This is a genomic window from Streptomyces sp. NPDC002467, assembly GCF_042889825.1.
Classification (GTDB): Bacteria; Actinomycetota; Actinomycetes; order Streptomycetales; family Streptomycetaceae; genus Streptomyces.
On sequence record NZ_JBIARJ010000030.1, the window covers coordinates 1 to 15,501 of the forward strand.

The 15,501-nt window shown below is 71.6% G+C and carries 17 protein-coding genes; 7 read left to right on the forward strand and 10 right to left on the reverse strand.

Annotated features, from left to right (window positions below):
- The first annotated feature begins 170 nt into the window (after nucleotides 1-170).
- A complete protein-coding gene (locus tag ACFYYJ_RS38295) occupies nucleotides 171-737 on the forward strand; it encodes a GNAT family N-acetyltransferase (protein ID WP_389139197.1) in 567 nt (188 codons plus the stop codon).
- Here ACFYYJ_RS38295 and ACFYYJ_RS38300 read toward each other — a convergent pair.
- The 6 genes from ACFYYJ_RS38300 to ACFYYJ_RS38325 form a co-directional block, all read right to left on the reverse strand.
- Entirely contained in the window at nucleotides 734-2,212 is a 1,479-nt protein-coding gene (locus ACFYYJ_RS38300) for a type VI secretion protein (RefSeq protein ID WP_389139199.1), read from the reverse strand. The two genes, ACFYYJ_RS38295 and ACFYYJ_RS38300, sit on opposite strands and share 4 nt — an antisense overlap.
- Before the next feature lie 2 nt (nucleotides 2,213-2,214).
- Nucleotides 2,215-3,627 carry an ATP-binding protein gene (locus tag ACFYYJ_RS38305; protein ID WP_385128375.1) on the reverse strand — a complete coding sequence of 471 codons (1,413 nt, stop codon included), beginning with the start codon at nucleotides 3,625-3,627 and terminating at the stop codon, nucleotides 2,215-2,217.
- Nucleotides 3,628-3,646: 19 nt separating this feature from the next.
- Nucleotides 3,647-5,206 (reverse strand): SCO6880 family protein, encoded by a 1,560-nt coding sequence (locus ACFYYJ_RS38310; RefSeq protein ID WP_385128376.1) that lies wholly within the window; start codon nucleotides 5,204-5,206, stop codon nucleotides 3,647-3,649.
- Nucleotides 5,203-6,531, reverse strand: a complete 1,329-nt coding sequence (locus ACFYYJ_RS38315) for a hypothetical protein (protein ID WP_385364662.1) — start codon at nucleotides 6,529-6,531, stop codon at nucleotides 5,203-5,205. The genes ACFYYJ_RS38310 and ACFYYJ_RS38315 overlap by 4 nt, the downstream gene beginning before the upstream one ends.
- Nucleotides 6,521-7,354 (reverse strand): hypothetical protein, encoded by an 834-nt coding sequence (locus ACFYYJ_RS38320; RefSeq protein ID WP_389139202.1) that lies wholly within the window; start codon nucleotides 7,352-7,354, stop codon nucleotides 6,521-6,523. The genes ACFYYJ_RS38315 and ACFYYJ_RS38320 overlap by 11 nt, the downstream gene beginning before the upstream one ends.
- Before the next feature lie 104 nt (nucleotides 7,355-7,458).
- Nucleotides 7,459-7,767 (reverse strand): hypothetical protein, encoded by a 309-nt coding sequence (locus ACFYYJ_RS38325; RefSeq protein ID WP_008742356.1) that lies wholly within the window; start codon nucleotides 7,765-7,767, stop codon nucleotides 7,459-7,461.
- Between the two features lie 404 nt (nucleotides 7,768-8,171).
- Between ACFYYJ_RS38325 and ACFYYJ_RS38330 the strand changes: the two genes are divergently transcribed.
- A complete protein-coding gene (locus ACFYYJ_RS38330; protein ID WP_385128379.1) occupies nucleotides 8,172-8,828 on the forward strand; it encodes a hypothetical protein in 657 nt (218 codons plus the stop codon).
- Between the two features lie 86 nt (nucleotides 8,829-8,914).
- Here the strand turns inward: ACFYYJ_RS38330 and ACFYYJ_RS38335 are convergent, their stop codons facing one another.
- Together ACFYYJ_RS38335 and ACFYYJ_RS38340 are read right to left on the reverse strand one after the other, a co-directional pair.
- Nucleotides 8,915-9,736, reverse strand: coding sequence for a pentapeptide repeat-containing protein (locus tag ACFYYJ_RS38335; protein WP_385364667.1), 822 nt, complete (start codon nucleotides 9,734-9,736; stop codon nucleotides 8,915-8,917).
- A gap of 4 nt (nucleotides 9,737-9,740) precedes the next feature.
- Nucleotides 9,741-10,241, reverse strand: coding sequence for a GNAT family N-acetyltransferase (locus ACFYYJ_RS38340; RefSeq protein WP_385364669.1), 501 nt, complete (start codon nucleotides 10,239-10,241; stop codon nucleotides 9,741-9,743).
- A gap of 66 nt (nucleotides 10,242-10,307) precedes the next feature.
- Between ACFYYJ_RS38340 and ACFYYJ_RS38345 the strand changes: the two genes are divergently transcribed.
- From ACFYYJ_RS38345 to ACFYYJ_RS38360, 4 genes are all read left to right on the forward strand, one after another.
- Nucleotides 10,308-10,916, forward strand: a complete 609-nt coding sequence (locus ACFYYJ_RS38345) for a LysE family translocator (protein ID WP_385128382.1) — start codon at nucleotides 10,308-10,310, stop codon at nucleotides 10,914-10,916.
- Between the two features lie 52 nt (nucleotides 10,917-10,968).
- A complete protein-coding gene (locus ACFYYJ_RS38350) occupies nucleotides 10,969-11,763 on the forward strand; it encodes a thioesterase family protein (protein WP_384590800.1) in 795 nt (264 codons plus the stop codon).
- 150 nt (nucleotides 11,764-11,913) lie between these two features.
- Nucleotides 11,914-12,933, forward strand: coding sequence for an NlpC/P60 family protein (locus ACFYYJ_RS38355; RefSeq protein ID WP_385364673.1), 1,020 nt, complete (start codon nucleotides 11,914-11,916; stop codon nucleotides 12,931-12,933).
- A 191-nt stretch (nucleotides 12,934-13,124) separates the two neighbouring features.
- Nucleotides 13,125-13,865, forward strand: coding sequence for a phosphatase PAP2 family protein (locus tag ACFYYJ_RS38360; protein WP_389139208.1), 741 nt, complete (start codon nucleotides 13,125-13,127; stop codon nucleotides 13,863-13,865).
- Nucleotides 13,866-13,996: 131 nt separating this feature from the next.
- Here ACFYYJ_RS38360 and ACFYYJ_RS38365 read toward each other — a convergent pair whose 3' ends face one another.
- Nucleotides 13,997-14,218 (reverse strand): hypothetical protein, encoded by a 222-nt coding sequence (locus ACFYYJ_RS38365; RefSeq protein ID WP_385128384.1) that lies wholly within the window; start codon nucleotides 14,216-14,218, stop codon nucleotides 13,997-13,999.
- Nucleotides 14,219-14,272: 54 nt separating this feature from the next.
- On the reverse strand, nucleotides 14,273-14,488 hold the full coding sequence (locus ACFYYJ_RS38370) for a hypothetical protein (RefSeq protein ID WP_385128385.1): 216 nt from the start codon (nucleotides 14,486-14,488) through the stop codon (nucleotides 14,273-14,275).
- A 132-nt stretch (nucleotides 14,489-14,620) separates the two neighbouring features.
- Between ACFYYJ_RS38370 and ACFYYJ_RS38375 the strand changes: the two genes are divergently transcribed.
- Nucleotides 14,621-15,454, forward strand: coding sequence for a hypothetical protein (locus ACFYYJ_RS38375; protein ID WP_385128386.1), 834 nt, complete (start codon nucleotides 14,621-14,623; stop codon nucleotides 15,452-15,454).
- The last annotated feature ends 47 nt before the right edge of the window (nucleotides 15,455-15,501 follow it).

Here is a 15,501-nt window from a genome sequence, read left to right on the forward strand (position 1 = left end):
GGTACTGCAGGGGGGACCCTGTGGGAGAGTAGGACGCCGCCGAACAATCATTGTGGGAAAGCCCCGCACCTTCTGGTGCGGGGCTTTTCTGCGTTTACGGGCAGTTGCGGGCGTTTGCGGGTTCGGAAATGGGAGTGAGTCGGTCGGGTGGGCGTGGTTAGGATCCGGGCATGACCGATGACTGCGTGATCAGGGCCGTACGGGGTGACGAGTGGGAGAAGGTCAAGGAGCTGCGGTTGGCCGCGCTTCGGGATCCGGCTGCGGCCGTGGCCTTTCTGGAGACCGAGGAGAACGCGCTGTCCCAGGAGGACGCGTACTGGCAGCAGCGGGCCGCGGGGGCTGCCGAGGGGCGGGGCGCCAGGCAGTTCATAGCCGAGGCCGGCGACGGGAGTTGGGTCGGGTCGGTGACCGTGCTCATCGAGGCGAAGGGCGGGACCGACTTCTTCGGGGAGGTCATCGAGCAGCAGCAGGGCCACGTGGTCGGCGTGTTCGTACGACCCGAGCAGCGCGGTAGCGGGCTCGTGGAGCGGCTGTTCGACGCCGCACTGGAGTGGTCGTGGTCGCTGGAGGCGCCGGTGACCGAGCGGGTGCGGCTGTTCGTGCACGAGGAGAACGCCCGCGCCGAGGCCTTCTACCGGCGTTACGGGTTCGGGGCGAGCGGTGTGGTGGTACCGCTGGAGACCGGGGCCAAGGACCGGGAGTACGTGGTCGTGAGGCCGGCCGGGGGAGTTGCCTAGCTAAGGGGCGCTTCGGGCCAGTGGGAGCGGGCCTGTTCGCGGCTCCGGCACAGGGCGACGAGGGGGAGTGCGTCGTCCGTCAGGAGTTCCGGGAGCTGGGGGATCGGAGCGACGGCCGCCACGTCCTCCAGGACCAGGGTGAGTGGTGGGTCGAGCCGACCGTGGGATGACCGTGCGGCCATGCGGCGGCCGTGCTCGACCACGTGAGCGGCGAGTGCGGTGAGCAAAGGCATCGCACCCGGGTGGGCGCGGGGGTCTTCCAGGGATTCGCCCACCACGTAGAGGGTGCCCCCCTCGGCCACGAATGAAGCCAGGGTCAGGGAATCGGTTCGGTTCGGGTTGCAGGCCTCGCGGATGTGGATCGAGGTCAGGGAGCTCAGGGCGCGGGCCGTGAGGTTGAGGGCCTGTTCTCGGCGTTCCGGGTGGGCCGTGAGGGCGCTCTCCAGTTCACCGGCCGCACCCGGGGCCGCCTGGGGGTGGGTGCGGAGGATGCGGACCGGGTCCTGGACGCTGCTGCCCTGGCTCCAGCGGTGGAGCTGTTTGAAGGGGCGGTCGTCGAGGGCGGCTGCCTGGAGCCAGCTGCGCAGGAGCGTTTCCGCCGTGTGGGTGAGGGCGGCGTCGATACGGGCCTGCGGGCGGACGGGGGCCAGGAGGGCGATCGCGCGGGCGGCGGCGGTGTCGCGGTCGGCGCAGCCGTCGGCCGGGTTCCAGTGCATGCGGGCCGGGGTGTCGCACAGGTGGGAGGGGTCGTAGAGGAGGACCGGGCCCATCTTGGCGCGGGCGTCCTTGGTCTGCGACCAGAGCGCGGGGGACGAGGTGACGACCAGGGCCGCGCCTTCGGCTGCCGCGATGGCCTGGAGGGCGATGTGCTGCCGCTCGGCGGGGGCGCCGTATGCCAGTCGGGCGTAGGGGGTGGAGCTCTGTGCGTACCCGGGAGTGCCGGGGCCGGGTACCGGTGTCGCGAACGGCTGCGGGGTGGCCTGGTGCGGGGCGACGGGTGCTGCGGTCGTGGGTCGTGGGGTCGGGGAGTGGTGCGGGACGGGTGCGGCGGCCTCGGACCCGCCGGGGGCTCCGGCCTCGTGTGCCGGTGCGGCGGCCGACTGCCTGGCCAGGGTGCGGCGGGCCTTCGTACGGGCGATGACGCCCATCGTGAAGATCGTCAGGACCAGCAGGACCAGGAGCTGGCTGATGAACAGGCCCCAGAAGAGGCCCCAGCCGGACAGGGCCTCCGGGGCGGTGTCCGGCCAGGCGGCCGGGATGTCGTGGGGCTGCGCTATCAGGGCGCGGACGGCTCCCGGGGTGCGCGTGAAGGTGACCGTGGCCGGCCAGCCGCCCTTGGCGAAGAGGGCCGCGAAGCCGGTGGCCGACCAGACCAGGACGGCCAGGCCGAGGAGGAAGGCCAGGAGGCCGACGAGGACCCCGTCGGGGATTCCGCCGGCCCGGGTCGTGGGCTCCGTACCTCTGGCGTTGGACATGGTCAGGCCACCGTGGTCGCCGAGCCGGGGCCGTTGCGGTGGCGTTCCATCGACAGGGCCCTTTCCTCCGCTTCGAGTTCCGCCGCGAGCATGTCGGCGGGGAGCGCGGGGGCCGAGGACTCCGTCATCGCGCGGTCGGTGTAGACGAGGGGGCGTTCGGCCTCGGTGATCAGGTGTTTGACCACCTGGACGTTGCCGTTGACGTCCCAGACGGCGATGCCCGGGGTGAGGGTGGGGATGATCTCGACCGCCCAGCGGGGCAGGCCCAGGACGCGGCCCGTGGCGCGGGCCTCGTCCGCCTTCTGGGCGTAGATGGTGCGGGTCGAGGCCATCTTGAGGATGGCCGCGGCCTCGCGGGCGGCGGCGCCGTCGACCACGTCCGAGAGGTGGTGGACGACGGCGACGAAGGACAGGCCGAGGCGGCGGCCGAACTTGAGGAGGCGCTGGAACAGCTGGGCCACGAAGGGGCTGTTGATGATGTGCCAGGCCTCTTCGACGAGGAAGATGCGCTTCTTGCGGTCGGGGCGGATCCAGGTGTGTTCGAGCCAGACGCCGACGATCGCCATGAGGATGGGCATGGCGATGGAGTTGCGGTCGATGTGGGACAGGTCGAAGACGATGAGGGGTGCGTCGAGGTCGATGCCGACGGTGGTGGGGCCGTCGAACATGCCGCGGAGGTCGCCGTCGACGAGGCGGTCGAGGACGAGCGCGACGTCGAGGCCCCAGGCGCGGACATCGTCTATGTCGACGTTCATCGCGAGGGCCGATTCGGCTTCGGGGTGGCGCAGTTGTTCCACGATGTCGGTGAGGACGGGCTGGCGGTCCCGGATGCTGTCGACGACGTAGGCGTGGGCGACCTTCAGGGCGAAGCCGGAGCGTTCGTCGAGGCCGTGGCCCATGGCGACTTCGATGATGGTGCGGAGCAGGGCGAGCTGGCCGGTCGTGGTGATCGCCGGGTCGAGGGGGTTGAGGCGGATGCCCGAGTCGTTGGCGGCGATCGGGTCCAGGCGGATGGGGGTTATTCCCAGCTGCTGGGCGATCAGGTTCCACTCGCCGACGCCGTCTTCGCCCTGGGCGTCGAGGACGACGACCTGGCGGTCGCGGAAGCGGAGCTGGCGCAGGACGTAGGTCTTCTCCAGCGCGGATTTGCCGTTGCCGGATTCGCCGAGGACGAGCCAGTGGGGGGCGGGCAGTTGTTGGCCGTACAGCTGGAAGGGGTCGTAGATGTAGCCCTTGCCGCTGTAGACCTCGCGGCCGATGATGACGCCGGAGTCGCCGAGTCCGGGGGCGGCGGTGGGCAGGTACACGGCCTGCGCCTGCCCGGTGGAGGTGCGTACGGGCAGGCGCGTGGTTTCGACCTTGCCGAACAGGAAGCTGGTGAAGGCGTCCGTCAGCGCGGACATGGGATCTCGCATGTGCGGAACTTCCCTCCAGCTAGCGTCGGATGCCGGTGGCGAACGGCAAGGTGTTGACGAAGGCGCGGTGGTGCTCGCGGTCGCACCATTCGAGTTTCAGGTAGGACTTGCCGGCGGAGGCGCGGATGGTGCGCTTGTCGCGGGCGAGGGCTTCGGGTGATCGCGAGGACACCGTGATGTACCCGACCAGGTTGACTCCCGCAGCGCCGCTGGCGAGATCTTCACCCCTCTGGTCGAGCCGTCCGTGGGCGGCGATGTCGCGGGGGTCGACGGTGCGGTTCATCTTCGCGGCGCGGCTGGCGTCTGCCTCGTCGTTCGTCTTCTCCGTGAGCATGCGCTCGATGGCGATCTCGGTGGGTTCCAGGTCCATGGTGACGGCCACGGTGCGGATCACGTCGGGGGTGTGGACGAGGAGCGGGGCGAGGAAGTTGACGCCGACCGGGGTCATCGGCCATTCCTTCACCCAGGCGGTGGCGTGGCACCAGGGGGCGCGCGTGGAGGACTCGCGGGTCTTGGCCTGGAGGTAGGTGGGTTCGACCGCGTCGAGTTCGGCTGGCCAGGCGTTGCGCTTGGTCATGGCCTGGATGTGGTCGATGGGGTGGTCCGGGTCGTACATGGAGTGCACGAGGGAGGCGAGGCGGCCCTGGCCGAGCGGCTGGCGGACGCGGATGTCGGCTTCGGCGAGGCGGGCGCAGATGTCGGTGAGTTCGCGTGCCATGACGATGGCGAGGCCGGCGTCGCGGTCGAGCTTGCGGCCCTTGGGGCTGCCGGCGCGGGCGATGGTGTGGGCCTCGGCCGCGAGTTCGCGCGAGTAGTGCATGCAGGCGACGAGGTAGGCGCGGTGCTGCTCGGAGGAGGTGGAGACCATCGACTGGAGCTGGTCGTACGAGTCGCGCAGCCAGCCGGGGGCGTTGGTGTCGCCGCGCTGGAGGACGTCCTTGGCGTGGGCGTCGGGGTCCGCGGGGAGGGTTCGGGCGAGCATCTGGAGGCGGGTGACGAAGCCGTCGCCGTTGGCGACGTGCTTGAGGAGGGTGCCGAAGCGGTCGACGAGGGCTTCCTGGTCCTCGCTGTCGCGCAGGCCGACGCCGGGGCCCTCGATCTCGATGGCGGCGGTGACGGTGCGGCGGTCGGCGTGGAGGAGTACGGCGATCTCGTCGGGGCCGAAGGGGGCGGCGAGCCAGCTGATGCGGCCGATGCCGGGGGGCGGGCCGATCTCGACCTCGCGGCCGTCGGCGGCGCGGGTGCCCGCTTCCATGGCGGTGGAGCGGTAGGTGGTGCCGCGGCGCAGGGTGCGCTTGTAGCTGCGGTTGATCTCGAACCACTTGTAGAAGGTGCGGCCGCGGTAGGGGACGTACACGGCGGCGAGCGCGAGCATGGGGAACCCGGCGAGGCTGACGATGCGCAGGGTGAGGTCGGGGACGAGCAGTCCGCTCATCATGCCGAGGAACGCCCCCGCGATGATCAGGGCGATCTCGCCGGTCTCGCGGTTCTTGCCGACGATCGCGTTCGGCCGGGCGCGGCCGATGAGATACGTGCGGCGGGGCGCGACCGGGTGCAGCTGGTGGGACTGGGTCGTCAACGCCCGTCACCTCCTGTGTTCCTCGTGCTCGAACCTGTGCGGGGCGGGGGTGCGGCGGAGGGGACGGATCCGCCGCCGGCTCCGCTGCCGGTGGGGCGGCTGCTGTGGGCGGCCACGCCTCCGGAGATGGGGTTGGCGGGGCGGGCGGTGTTGCCCGTGCCGCCGTCGCCGCCGCGGTGGGCGCCGCGGCTGCTGTGGGTCTTGATGCCCTGGGAGACGAGGGAGGCCGGGGAGCTGATGACGGCGGCGGCCTGGGCTCCGTCGGTGGCCTTGCTGCGGCCGGCGCGGGCGGAGGCGATCTCGTCGCCGAAGCCGGGGACGAAGCGGTAGATCATCGCGGAGGCGAAGATCGCCAGGAGGATGATGGCGAGGCCGGTGACGACGGCGGAGAAGGCGTTGGGGCCCTTTTCGCCGGTCAGGGCGCCTGCGAGGCCGAGGACGATGACGATGACCGGCTTCACGAGGATGACGGCGATCATGATGCCGGCCCAGCGGCGGACGTGGCCCCAGAGGTTGCGGTCGACGAGGCCGGCGTAGACGACGACGCCGAGGAGGGCGCCCACGTAGAGGAGGGCGGCCCGGATGAAGAGCTCCAGGAACAGGATGCCGGCGGCGAGGACGGTGACGAGGGAGACGACGATCAGCATGATCGGGCCGCCGCCGATGTCGTCGCCCTTCTTGAGGGCTTCGGAGAAGGAGCCGAAGAAGACGTCGGTCTGGCCGCCGGTGGCGGAGGCGATGACCTCGGTGACGCCGTCGGTGGCGGAGACGACGGTGTAGAGGATGAGGGGGGTGAAGGCGGAGGCGAGGACCGTGAGCCAGAGGAAGCCGATGGCTTCGGAGAGGGCGGTGGTCAGGGGGACGCCGCGGACGGCTCGTTTGGCGACGGCGAAGAGCCAGAGGACGAGCGTGAGGATGGAGGAGGCGGCGAAGACGACGGCGTACTGCTTGAGGAAGGCGGGGTTGGTGAAGTCGACGTTGGCGCTGCCCTTTACCGCTTCGCTGAGTTTGGCGACGATCCAGGAGGCGGCGTCGGCGCAGCCCTTGGCGAGGGAGGCGAGGGGGTTGAGGGCGTCTGCGCCGTCGCTGGGGGCCAGACCCGTCTTGGGTGCGCCGCCGGATGCGCCCGCGCCGTTCTGGCAGTACTGCTTGGAGGGTCCGTCGAGCAGGGCGCAGGGGTCGTTGGTCGGCTGCGGGGTGGCCGCAGGGGTGGCTGTCGGGGTCGGTGTCGGGGCCGCGTAGGCGCGGGTGGCCAGGGTGGTGAGGGCCAGGTGGGCAGAGGCGATCACGCCCAGCCGGGCGGGGAGCCGTCGGCTAGCGGGCATAGGTGAATCCTCCGAATTCCTTGATGGCCTTGCTCATGTCGTCGGACGTCGACACGGGGACATCGCCGGGAACCGGGGCGGGCCCGTCCTGTTGGGTGTCGTCGACGACCTTCCAGTCCTCGCCGATCCAGCTCAGTTCGAAGGTCCAGGTCTTCCAGAGGGTGCGGACCGGGTCGGTGGACTTGGTGCCGGACATGCCGATCAGGCCCGTGTACCAGACCGCGATCTTGGCGCCGGTGGGGGTGTAGCTCTCGACGCGGGTGCCGATGGGGACGGTCCGGGTGACGAAGGTGCTGCCCTGCGGGGGGTTCCCGTTCGCGTCGAGTCCGAGCTTGGCGAGGAACTCGGTCGAGTAGGCCTCGTCCTGAGGGGCCTTCAGGCGGGCCGCCGTCTCGGGTGCGTAGATCCCGTCGACGAGGGCGTGCCGGGTGTTCTTCTTGAACATGCCGTCGGAGCCCAGTGCCACCGCGTAGTTGGCGGCTGCGGACTGGGCGCCCTGTTCGTCGTGGGCGAAGCCGCGGGGGATGCCGGCGGTCTTGCCGGTGACGGGGTTGGCGCCCGTGGCCGCGGTGGAGGAGGTGGCCGGGGCGTTGTCCGCGGGTTTGTCCTCGGTGCCGTCCGGGGCCTGGTTCGCGAACGCGATGGCGGCGATCAGGAGGACCACGACACCGACCACCGTGATCAGGCTGCGGGAGGCGCGGGGGGCGCGGCGGGTCGGACCGTACGGGTCGGCGGGGGCGTCCGGGAGGCGGGTGCGGGTCTGGCCCGTGCCGCCGACCTCGCCGTAGCCGCCGCCGCCGCCGTAGTGGTCGTCGTTGCTCATTCCGTGTCGGCCCCCTCCGCGTCGTACGACGGTCGCGCTGGTTCCCGCGTAGGCGCGGTGTGGTGATTCCTCATCAGGTGCTGCCGCCGTGCTTCACGGCGGGGTCAGACGGCCATCCCGTAGACGATCGTGAAGAGCGTCCCGAGGGAGCCGATGATGAAGACTCCGGTCAGGCCGGCCACGATGAGGCCCTTGCCCTGTTCCGCGCTGAACGTGTCGCGCAGCGCGGTCGCGCCGATGCGCTGCTTGGCCGCGCCCCAGATGGCGATGCCGAGGCAGAGGAGGATCGCCACGGCCATGACCACTTCGATCATGACCTTCGCTTCGTTGCCGAGACTGCCGAACGGCCCCCAGTTCGGGGCGATTCCGCCGATGATGGTGGTGATGTCGCCCTTTTCGGCTGCCAGGATCATGTAACTCACCGCCCCTGTATGGGTAGTTCCGGTCGCCCGTGCCCGACGGCAGGGGTCACTCACTATCTTCGCTGATGAAACCGCCGCCGTCGTCGACTTGACGGCTCTCTTTACCCGATGTCCCAGCCTGTGACCCGACCGTGCGCTCTGACCTGGGCACGGGTGGTGGGTATGCGAATGTGCGTGTGGTCACTGTGTGTATCACGGGGGGTGACGTCGGGCAATGATCGCGGTCTCGCCGTGCGGGGGGTGGGGTGAGGGGCCGCCGTTCGGCGGAGTGCGGGGGCGTGTCGTTGGGCCGTCTCGCTGACATATGTCCGACATTCCGTCAGTCATTCCATCCGTACGCGCTGGTGCGGGTGATGCTCCGGTCGTCCGGTAGGGCGAATGCGAGGAGTGGACGGATGGGTTCACGGATGGGTTCGGCGATCGGGGCCGGTCGACGTCGCGCGTGGCTGGCCTGTGGTCTGGCGGTGCCGTTGGCGCTCGGGCTGACGGGTGTTCCGGCGTCGGCGTCGAGTTCCGCCGCTGCCGCGGCGGCGGAGGCCTTCGACGGCTGGGAGTGTGACGACGGCGCGAGAGCGAGCGGGAAGGAGGAGGTGAGGGCCACGCCGGAGGTCGGCGCCGACGGCTGTGCGGGGACGCGGGGGTCACGGGGTCCGAAGGGGCCGCCGGGTCCGAAGGGGCCCAAGGGCGACCGGGGTCCGGCCGGGCCTCCCGGGCGGCCCGGAACGCCCGGTGCGCCGGGGCCGTGCTCGGACATCGACACGGTCCGGGGTACGGCGAACCTGGAGTTCACCGCTGCCCTGGACCGCGGGCGGACCTTCATCGGGCGGCGGACGGTGAACCCCGTCCCGGGGCCCTACTCCTGGAAGAACCTCACCACGCCGGCGAACCCGGGCCACCCGCGCAACGCCTGCAGCGTGTCCATCGCCAGCGAGGGCAACACCGTCCGGATCAAGGTGCTCACGACCGCGGGTGACATCTACGAGAACTTCTGCACGCACACGGCGGGCGTCGTGACGTGTCCTTCGGGGTGGACGGCCATCGTCCGGCCCTGAGACCTCGCCGTACGGGCTCCGCCGGTCGTTCCGCGGGTGCGTGCCGGGGCACCGCATCCGCGGAACGGCGGGGTGGGGTGTGGTACTCAGGCCCAGTGGGCGGGGCGGGTGAGGGTGTCGGGGATGCGGGTCCCGGCGTTGCCGCGGGCGGCGTTCAGCTGGGCCTGGGTGAGGAAGACGGCCCCGCGCAGGTCCGCGTCGCGCAGGTCGGCGTCCCGGAGGTCGGCGCCGATCATGTCCGCGGTGCGGAGGTCGGCGCGGCCGAGGTCGGCGGCGATCAGGTAGGCACCACGCAGGTTCGCGCCGCGCAGGTCGGCGCCGGAGAGGCGGGCTCCCATCAGGTCGGCGCCGCGGTGGTTCTTCCTGCGGCCCGGCACCTTCGCCCGTACGAGTTCGCTGGCCTTGAGCAGCAGGGTGTTCGCGTCCTGGCGGAGGGCGGACACGTCCAGGGCCGCGAGGGCGGCCGCGTCGGCGCGCGTCCACTCCTCGGTGGTGGCGAGGACGCGGCGCACGTCCGGGTGGACCGGGGCGGCGGCGGGGAGGGTGAGGGCCTCGGAGAGGTAGAAGAGCAGCTCGTGCAGCTGCCGCATCACCGGGAAGACCTCGAACATCGGGCGGGCCGTGTCGGGGCCGGTGCGCCAGTCGCGACCGCCGAAGGTGACCTGGGAGACCTGCTGGCCCGCGCCGAAGCAGTCGAAGACCGTGCAGCCCTGGAACCCCTCGTCGCGCAGCCGGGTGTGGATGCCGCAGCGGAAGTCCTGCCGGAGGTTCTTGCAGGGGGTTCCGGCGGCCTTGTTCACGGCGAAGTCGTTCGACTTGGCGAAGGGCAGGGCGACGCAGCAGAGCGCGAAGCACTTCGAGCAGTCGGCTTGCAGGACGGGGAGGGGAGGGAGGGGAGTGTGGGCCACCCGTTCATTGTGACCGGTGGGGGGCGGGCAGCCGCATCTGGACGGCCGACCAGGGGGTGCCGTCGACCCGCTCCACGTCCTCGATCACCTGCTGCGTGCGGAATCCGAGCCTCTCGTAGATCCGCAGCGCCGCCGTGTTGTGGGCCCAGACGCCCAGGGTGATCTCCGGGAGGTCCAGCTCGTCGAAGCAGAGCTCCACGGCCCGGGAGACCAGGGCCGTGCCCAGGCCGTGGGCCCGGGCCCCGGGCGCGATCAGTACCCGGCCGAGGCGGGTCCCGGAGAGGGAGACGTGCCCCACGGGTTCGCCGGTCGGGGACAGGGCGGTCCAGGTGCGGCGGCCGGGCTCGGCGGCGTAGGCGGCGAGCTGGGCCTCGTCCAGGGGCCAGGAGAAGCTGGGGCCGGCCCAGGTCATCAGCTCGGCGCGGGTGGTCACCCACGTGCGGAGCAGGGGGCCGTCGGTGGCGGGACGGTACGGGATGAGGGAGAGCGGCGGCTGCGTGGGCATGGCGTCAAGTATGCGTACGGGAAAAGGGGGTTGAGCGGGAGCGGGGTGGGGGCCGAGCATCGGCGCATGACAGAAGTGATCGCAGTCGCAGTCATCACCCTCCTCGCCGTGATCAGTCCCGGCGCCGATTTCGCCATGGTGGTCCGCAACAGCTACCTCTACGGGCGGCCCACCGGGTTGTTCGCCGCCGCCGGTGTCGCCGCCGGTGTGCTGGTCCACGTCACGTACACGATGCTCGGGGTCGGGCTGCTGATCGCGTCCTCGACCGCGCTGTTCACGGCGATCAAGCTGGCGGGCGCGGCGTATCTGGTGTGGATCGGGATCCGGACCTTCCGCGCGCGGGACGGGGTGACCGTGGACCTGGAGACGAAGCCGGAGCTGACGCGGGCCGGGGCGTTGCGGTCGGGGTTCCTGACCAATGTGCTGAACCCGAAGACGACGCTGTTCGTGGTGTCCACGTTCACGCAGGTGGTGGGGCCTGAGACGCCGGTGTGGCAGCAGGCGGGGTACGGGCTGTTCATGTCGGCGGCGCACCTGATGTGGTTCGGGGCGGTGGCGTTGTTCTTCTCCGACTCCCGGCTGCGCGAGCGGATGCTGAAGGCGCAGAAGACGCTGAACCGGGCCATCGGGTCGGTGCTGGTGGGGCTGGGGGTGGGGCTGGGGTTCGCCCGCTGAGCCCGCCGAGCGGGGCTGGTGCCGGTGGTTACCAGTCGGTAGCGTGAAGCGCATGGGCGCTGTCGAGGGGTTCTACGAACGGGTCGGCACCGGACGGTTCGCCGCAACCGAGTACACGAGGGGCCCCTGGGACCCCGGGTCGCAGCACGCCGGGCCGCCCGCCGCCCTGCTCGGGCGGGCGGTCGAGGAGCGGCCGGGCGCGCGGACGGACATGCGGATCGCGCGGATCACGTACGAGATCCTGCGCCCGGTGCCGATCGGCGCCCTGGAGATCACCACGAGCGTGCTCCGGGCCGGCCGCAGCACCGAGGTGGTCGAGGCGGCCCTCACCCCGGAGGGTGCCCCGGCTCCGGTGATGCTCGCGCGGGCCCTGCGGATCAGGGTCGCCGAGGAGGTCGTGCCGGCGGTGGTTCCGGGGCCGGTGCTGCCTTCGCCGGGGGAGGTGGCGCGGACCCCGTTCTTCCCGGTGCCGTGGGACGTCGGCTACCACACGGCGATGGAGAGCCGGTTCGCCGAGGGCGCGTTCGTCGAGCCGGGGCCGGGCACCTGCTGGATGCGGATGAGGGTGCCGCTGCTGGCGGGGGAGGAGCCCAGGGCGCTGGACCGGGTGCTGGTCGCCGCCGATTCGGGCAGCGGCATCAGCTCGGTGATGGACTTCCGTCGGTTCGTCTTCGTCAACGGCGATCTGACCGTCCACCTGCACCGGCATCCGGTGGGCGAGTGGGTCTGCGTGGAGGCCGCCACCAGCGTCGACGGCGCGGGGATCGGGCTGGCCGACGCGCGGCTGCACGACGAGAAGGGGCCGGTCGGGCGGAGCGCGCAGAGCCTCTTCGTCGCCCCCAGGTAGCCGTGCGCCCCGTCCGTGCCCCGAGAGGGACTGGACGACCGTCCGCTGTCCGTCAAAGATGGCAAGTGGGGTAGTAGGACAGGCGACACGGTCGAATCGCGTCCGAAAGGGGCGGCGATGGGGGAGGGTTGACGGGTGCGCAGATTCTGGATGGCCGGTGGGATCGGGATCGGGCTGTGCCTGGGCTTCCTCGTGCTGATCGTCGTCGGCACCTACTCCGCCGCGGCGGGACTGGGGCGCGCGGGCGCGGCCGGCGGCACCGTGGGCCTGGCCAAGGGGGCCGTGCCCGCGAAGTACCAGGCGCTGGTGGAGAAGTGGGGCAACCTCTGCCCGGCGGTCAACCCGGCGCTGCTCGCGGCGCAGCTGTACTCGGAGAGCGGCTGGAACCCCAGTGCGGTCAGCCCGGCGGACGCGCGGGGCATCGCGCAGTTCATCCCCGGCACCTGGGCGGGTCACGGCATCGACGGGGACGGCGACGGGGACCGGGACATCTGGGACCCGAACGACGCGATCCCGTCGGCGGCCTCGTACGACTGCGAGCTGGCCAAGGACGTGGCGAGCGTGCCCGGTGACCCGGCCTCGAACATGCTCGCCGCCTACAACGCCGGGGCGTACGCGGTCATCAAGTACGGCGGGGTGCCCCCGTACAAGGAGACCCAGGGGTACGTGAAGGCGATCACCAGCCTGGCGAAGAGCTTCGCCCGGCCCGTCGGCCGGGTCGCGCCCTCGCAACAGGCCGCCGGGGCGATCTACTTCGCGCAGAAGCAGCTCGGCACCCCGTACCTGTGGGGTGGCAACGGAACGCCCGACCAGAACGGGCGGTTCGACTGCTCGGGGCTGACCAAGGCCGCGTACGAGACGGTGGGGATCCAGCTGCCGCGCGTGGCGAACGACCAGTACAACGCCGGTGCGCACCCTTCGCGGGATCAACTGCTTCCCGGGGACCTCGTGTTCTTCTCCGATGATCTGACGAATTCTCGGGACATTCGGCACGTCGGCATCTACGTGGGTGGCGGCTATATGATCAACGCCCCTTATACGGGCGCCGTCATCCGCTTCGACAAGATCGACACACCCGACTACTTCGGCGCCACCCGCGTGACGAAGGACGGCGCGGAGGCGCTTCCGGAGCGGGTCGGGGCGAGCGCGGCCCCTGGCAACTCTCCGTGAACCAAAGGCCCTGAGCTGCGACGATGAGTCACTCTTCGATAACGTTGGAGTGATCATTCGGTGGAGAGTGGAACGTACTCGCCAGAACGGGCGTTCCATGGTCACGGGGCTTGATCAAAACGGGGGCGAAGGGGCGCACACCGGCGTGCGTCCGCAGGGGAACCACGGCAAGAGCAAGGGGCCGCATCACCATGGCTGGACTCACGAGCAGTGGGCCGAACGTGGATGTCAGCCTGCTGTACCGGATCAACGGCGCGGCCCGGCACGCCCCGAGCTGGCTGGACCGGATCGTCGCCGTCGTCGGTGAGTACGGGATCCTGCTGGCCCTCGTGCTCCTGGTCCTGTGGTGCTGGCGCGGTGCCCGCCGCCAGGACGAGGCCACGGCCGTCGAGTCCTTCACCGCGCTGGTCTGGGCGCCGCTGGCCGCGGGGCTGGCCCTGCTCGTGAACGTGCCGCTGCGCGAATTCGTCGGGCGGCCGCGGCCGTTCGCCCAGCACGAGGGGCTCCAGGTGCTCGACCCCGGTCTCGGGGCGCGCCTCGGCGCCGAGTTCGGAGACGCCCGGTTCTCCTTCGTCAGCGATCACGCCGCCCTCGCGATGGCCCTGGGCATCGGCCTGTTCGTGGCCAACCGGCGGCTCGGCCTGATCGGGATCGCGCTGGCCCTCGCCGAGGGCGCGTGCCGCGTGTACATGGGCGTCCACTATCCGACGGACGTCATCGGCGGGTTCGCGCTCGGCGCCGCCGTCGTCCTCGTCCTCGCTCCGCTCGCGATGGCGCTGCTGAACCCGGTCGTGCGGGCCGTCGCCCGCTCCCCGCGCCTGGGACGGCTCGTACGGGCCAAGGAGCGGATGCTGCCGAAGCCGGTCGGGCTGGCGCAGCCGCAGAACCCCGCGGCGGGGCGGCGCACGCAGGAGAAGGACCTCGCGGCCTGAGCGGAGGCCGGCCGCGGTGCCGGCGGTGTACTAGGCGTACAGCTTCCATACGCCCAGCAGTACGGCCGCCAGCAGGCACAGTCCCGCCGCGCCGAAGCACATCCGTACCGCCGTCGGGCGGGGGCGTGGGGTCATGGGTCGCCGCCGCCCTCGGCATCGCCGTCGCGGCGGTAGCGGGAGCGCAGCCACAGCCCGGTCGCCACGGCCGCCAGGACGGTGAGCCCCACGGCCAGGGCCACGTCGCCCGGCCCCTCCGCCGAGCCGACGGGTCTGGCCCGGGCCGGGGCTGCCGGGCCGTACACGATGAGCAGGGCCCAGAGGAGGGCGGCGAGGCGGGCTGCGGGTCCTGGCATGAGTCCAGGGCATCGGCTGCGGTGCGACCCGGCCAGCCGAGTCGTCCGAACGGGTTACTCCTCGCTGTGTCGGGAGGCGTCCTTGCGGGCCAGGTCGCGGGAGCGGCGGGCCGGGCCGGTCCAGCCGCAGCTGCACACCGCGAGACAGAACGAGCCCCGCTCGGCGGTGGAGGTGGTGTGCCGGGCCGGCGGCTGCGACCGCAACTGCGGGCGCTGGGGCGGCAGGGAGACAAGCGGAGGGACCAACGGCGCGTCTATATGCGGTTCCACACTCCAACGGTACCCGGGCGGGGCGCGGTTCCGGGAGGGCGCGGGGCCGTGACGGGAAACCCCGGACCTCGTTAACCGGAGCGGGTGGGGGCCTCGGGCAGACAGCGGTCACGCGTTGGGGGTTGGCAGGCGATGGTGGTGCACCAGCACAGGCGGCTGCGCGGGCGTGCGGGTGAGGCGGTGCTCGCGGCCGGCGTCACCCTGGCCGTCACGGCGCTGGCCGGATGCGCGGGCGACGGCGGCGGTGACGACAGGCCCCACGGGGACCCGGCCGCGGTGGTCCGCGGGGCGGCGGACGCGTTGACGAGGACGGGCAGCGCGCGGGCCCGTACGGCCATGGAGATGGCCACGGGCGGGACCCGGGTCACGATCCGCGGCGAGGGCGGGGTCGACTTCAAGAACCGGATGGGGCAGCTGCTGGTCATGCTCCCGGCGGACGTGAAGGGGCAGGCCGAACACCGGCCCATCACCGAGCTGCTCGTGCCCGGGGCGCTGTACATGAAGAACCGGGGCGCGGGTGTCCCCGACGACAAGTGGGTCCGCGTCGACACGACGACCCTGGCCGACGGGAACCTGGTCACGGGCGGGGCGACCGATCCGCTGGTCGCGGCGGAGCTGTTGCGGGGCGCGCAGGAAGTGACGTACGTCGGGGAGACCGAGGTCGCGGGCACCAAGGTGCGGCACTACCGGGGGACGACGGACATCGGGCGGGCCGCGCGGATCGCCTCCCCGGAGGTGCGGGGGGCGCTGGAGGCGGCGGCGAAAGGGTTCAGCAAGGACACCGTGCCGTTCGACGCGTACCTGGACGAGGAGGGGCGGCTGCGGAAGGTTCGGCACCGGTTCACGTACGTCAACGATGGCGTGATCGATGTCTCGTCCACGACGTTGCTGTACGGCTTCGGGACGCCGGTGACCGTCGTACTGCCGGCCGGTGGGGACATCTACGCGGGGAAGATCGCCGAGTAGTGGGCACGGGTCGGGTTTGGCGGGCGGGTCGGGGTGGGTGGGCCGAG

Bases quoted from the DNA above. Each gene is read 5' to 3' on its own strand.
- ACFYYJ_RS38295 (WP_389139197.1), top strand. From the start codon at position 171: ATGACCGATGACTGCGTGATCAGGGCCGTACGGGGTGACGAGTGGGAG.
- ACFYYJ_RS38300 (WP_389139199.1), bottom strand. From the start codon at position 2,212: ATGTCCAACGCCAGAGGTACGGAGCCCACGACCCGGGCCGGCGGAATC.
- ACFYYJ_RS38305 (WP_385128375.1), bottom strand. From the start codon at position 3,627: ATGCGAGATCCCATGTCCGCGCTGACGGACGCCTTCACCAGCTTCCTG.
- ACFYYJ_RS38315 (WP_385364662.1), bottom strand. From the start codon at position 6,531: ATGCCCGCTAGCCGACGGCTCCCCGCCCGGCTGGGCGTGATCGCCTCT.
- ACFYYJ_RS38320 (WP_389139202.1), bottom strand. From the start codon at position 7,354: ATGAGCAACGACGACCACTACGGCGGCGGCGGCGGCTACGGCGAGGTC.
- ACFYYJ_RS38325 (WP_008742356.1), bottom strand. From the start codon at position 7,767: ATGATCCTGGCAGCCGAAAAGGGCGACATCACCACCATCATCGGCGGA.
- ACFYYJ_RS38330 (WP_385128379.1), top strand. From the start codon at position 8,172: ATGGGTTCACGGATGGGTTCGGCGATCGGGGCCGGTCGACGTCGCGCG.
- ACFYYJ_RS38340 (WP_385364669.1), bottom strand. From the start codon at position 10,241: ATGCCCACGCAGCCGCCGCTCTCCCTCATCCCGTACCGTCCCGCCACC.
- ACFYYJ_RS38345 (WP_385128382.1), top strand. From the start codon at position 10,308: ATGACAGAAGTGATCGCAGTCGCAGTCATCACCCTCCTCGCCGTGATC.
- ACFYYJ_RS38350 (WP_384590800.1), top strand. From the start codon at position 10,969: ATGGGCGCTGTCGAGGGGTTCTACGAACGGGTCGGCACCGGACGGTTC.
- ACFYYJ_RS38355 (WP_385364673.1), top strand. From the start codon at position 11,914: ATGGCCGGTGGGATCGGGATCGGGCTGTGCCTGGGCTTCCTCGTGCTG.
- ACFYYJ_RS38360 (WP_389139208.1), top strand. From the start codon at position 13,125: ATGGCTGGACTCACGAGCAGTGGGCCGAACGTGGATGTCAGCCTGCTG.
- ACFYYJ_RS38365 (WP_385128384.1), bottom strand. From the start codon at position 14,218: ATGCCAGGACCCGCAGCCCGCCTCGCCGCCCTCCTCTGGGCCCTGCTC.
- ACFYYJ_RS38375 (WP_385128386.1), top strand. From the start codon at position 14,621: ATGGTGGTGCACCAGCACAGGCGGCTGCGCGGGCGTGCGGGTGAGGCG.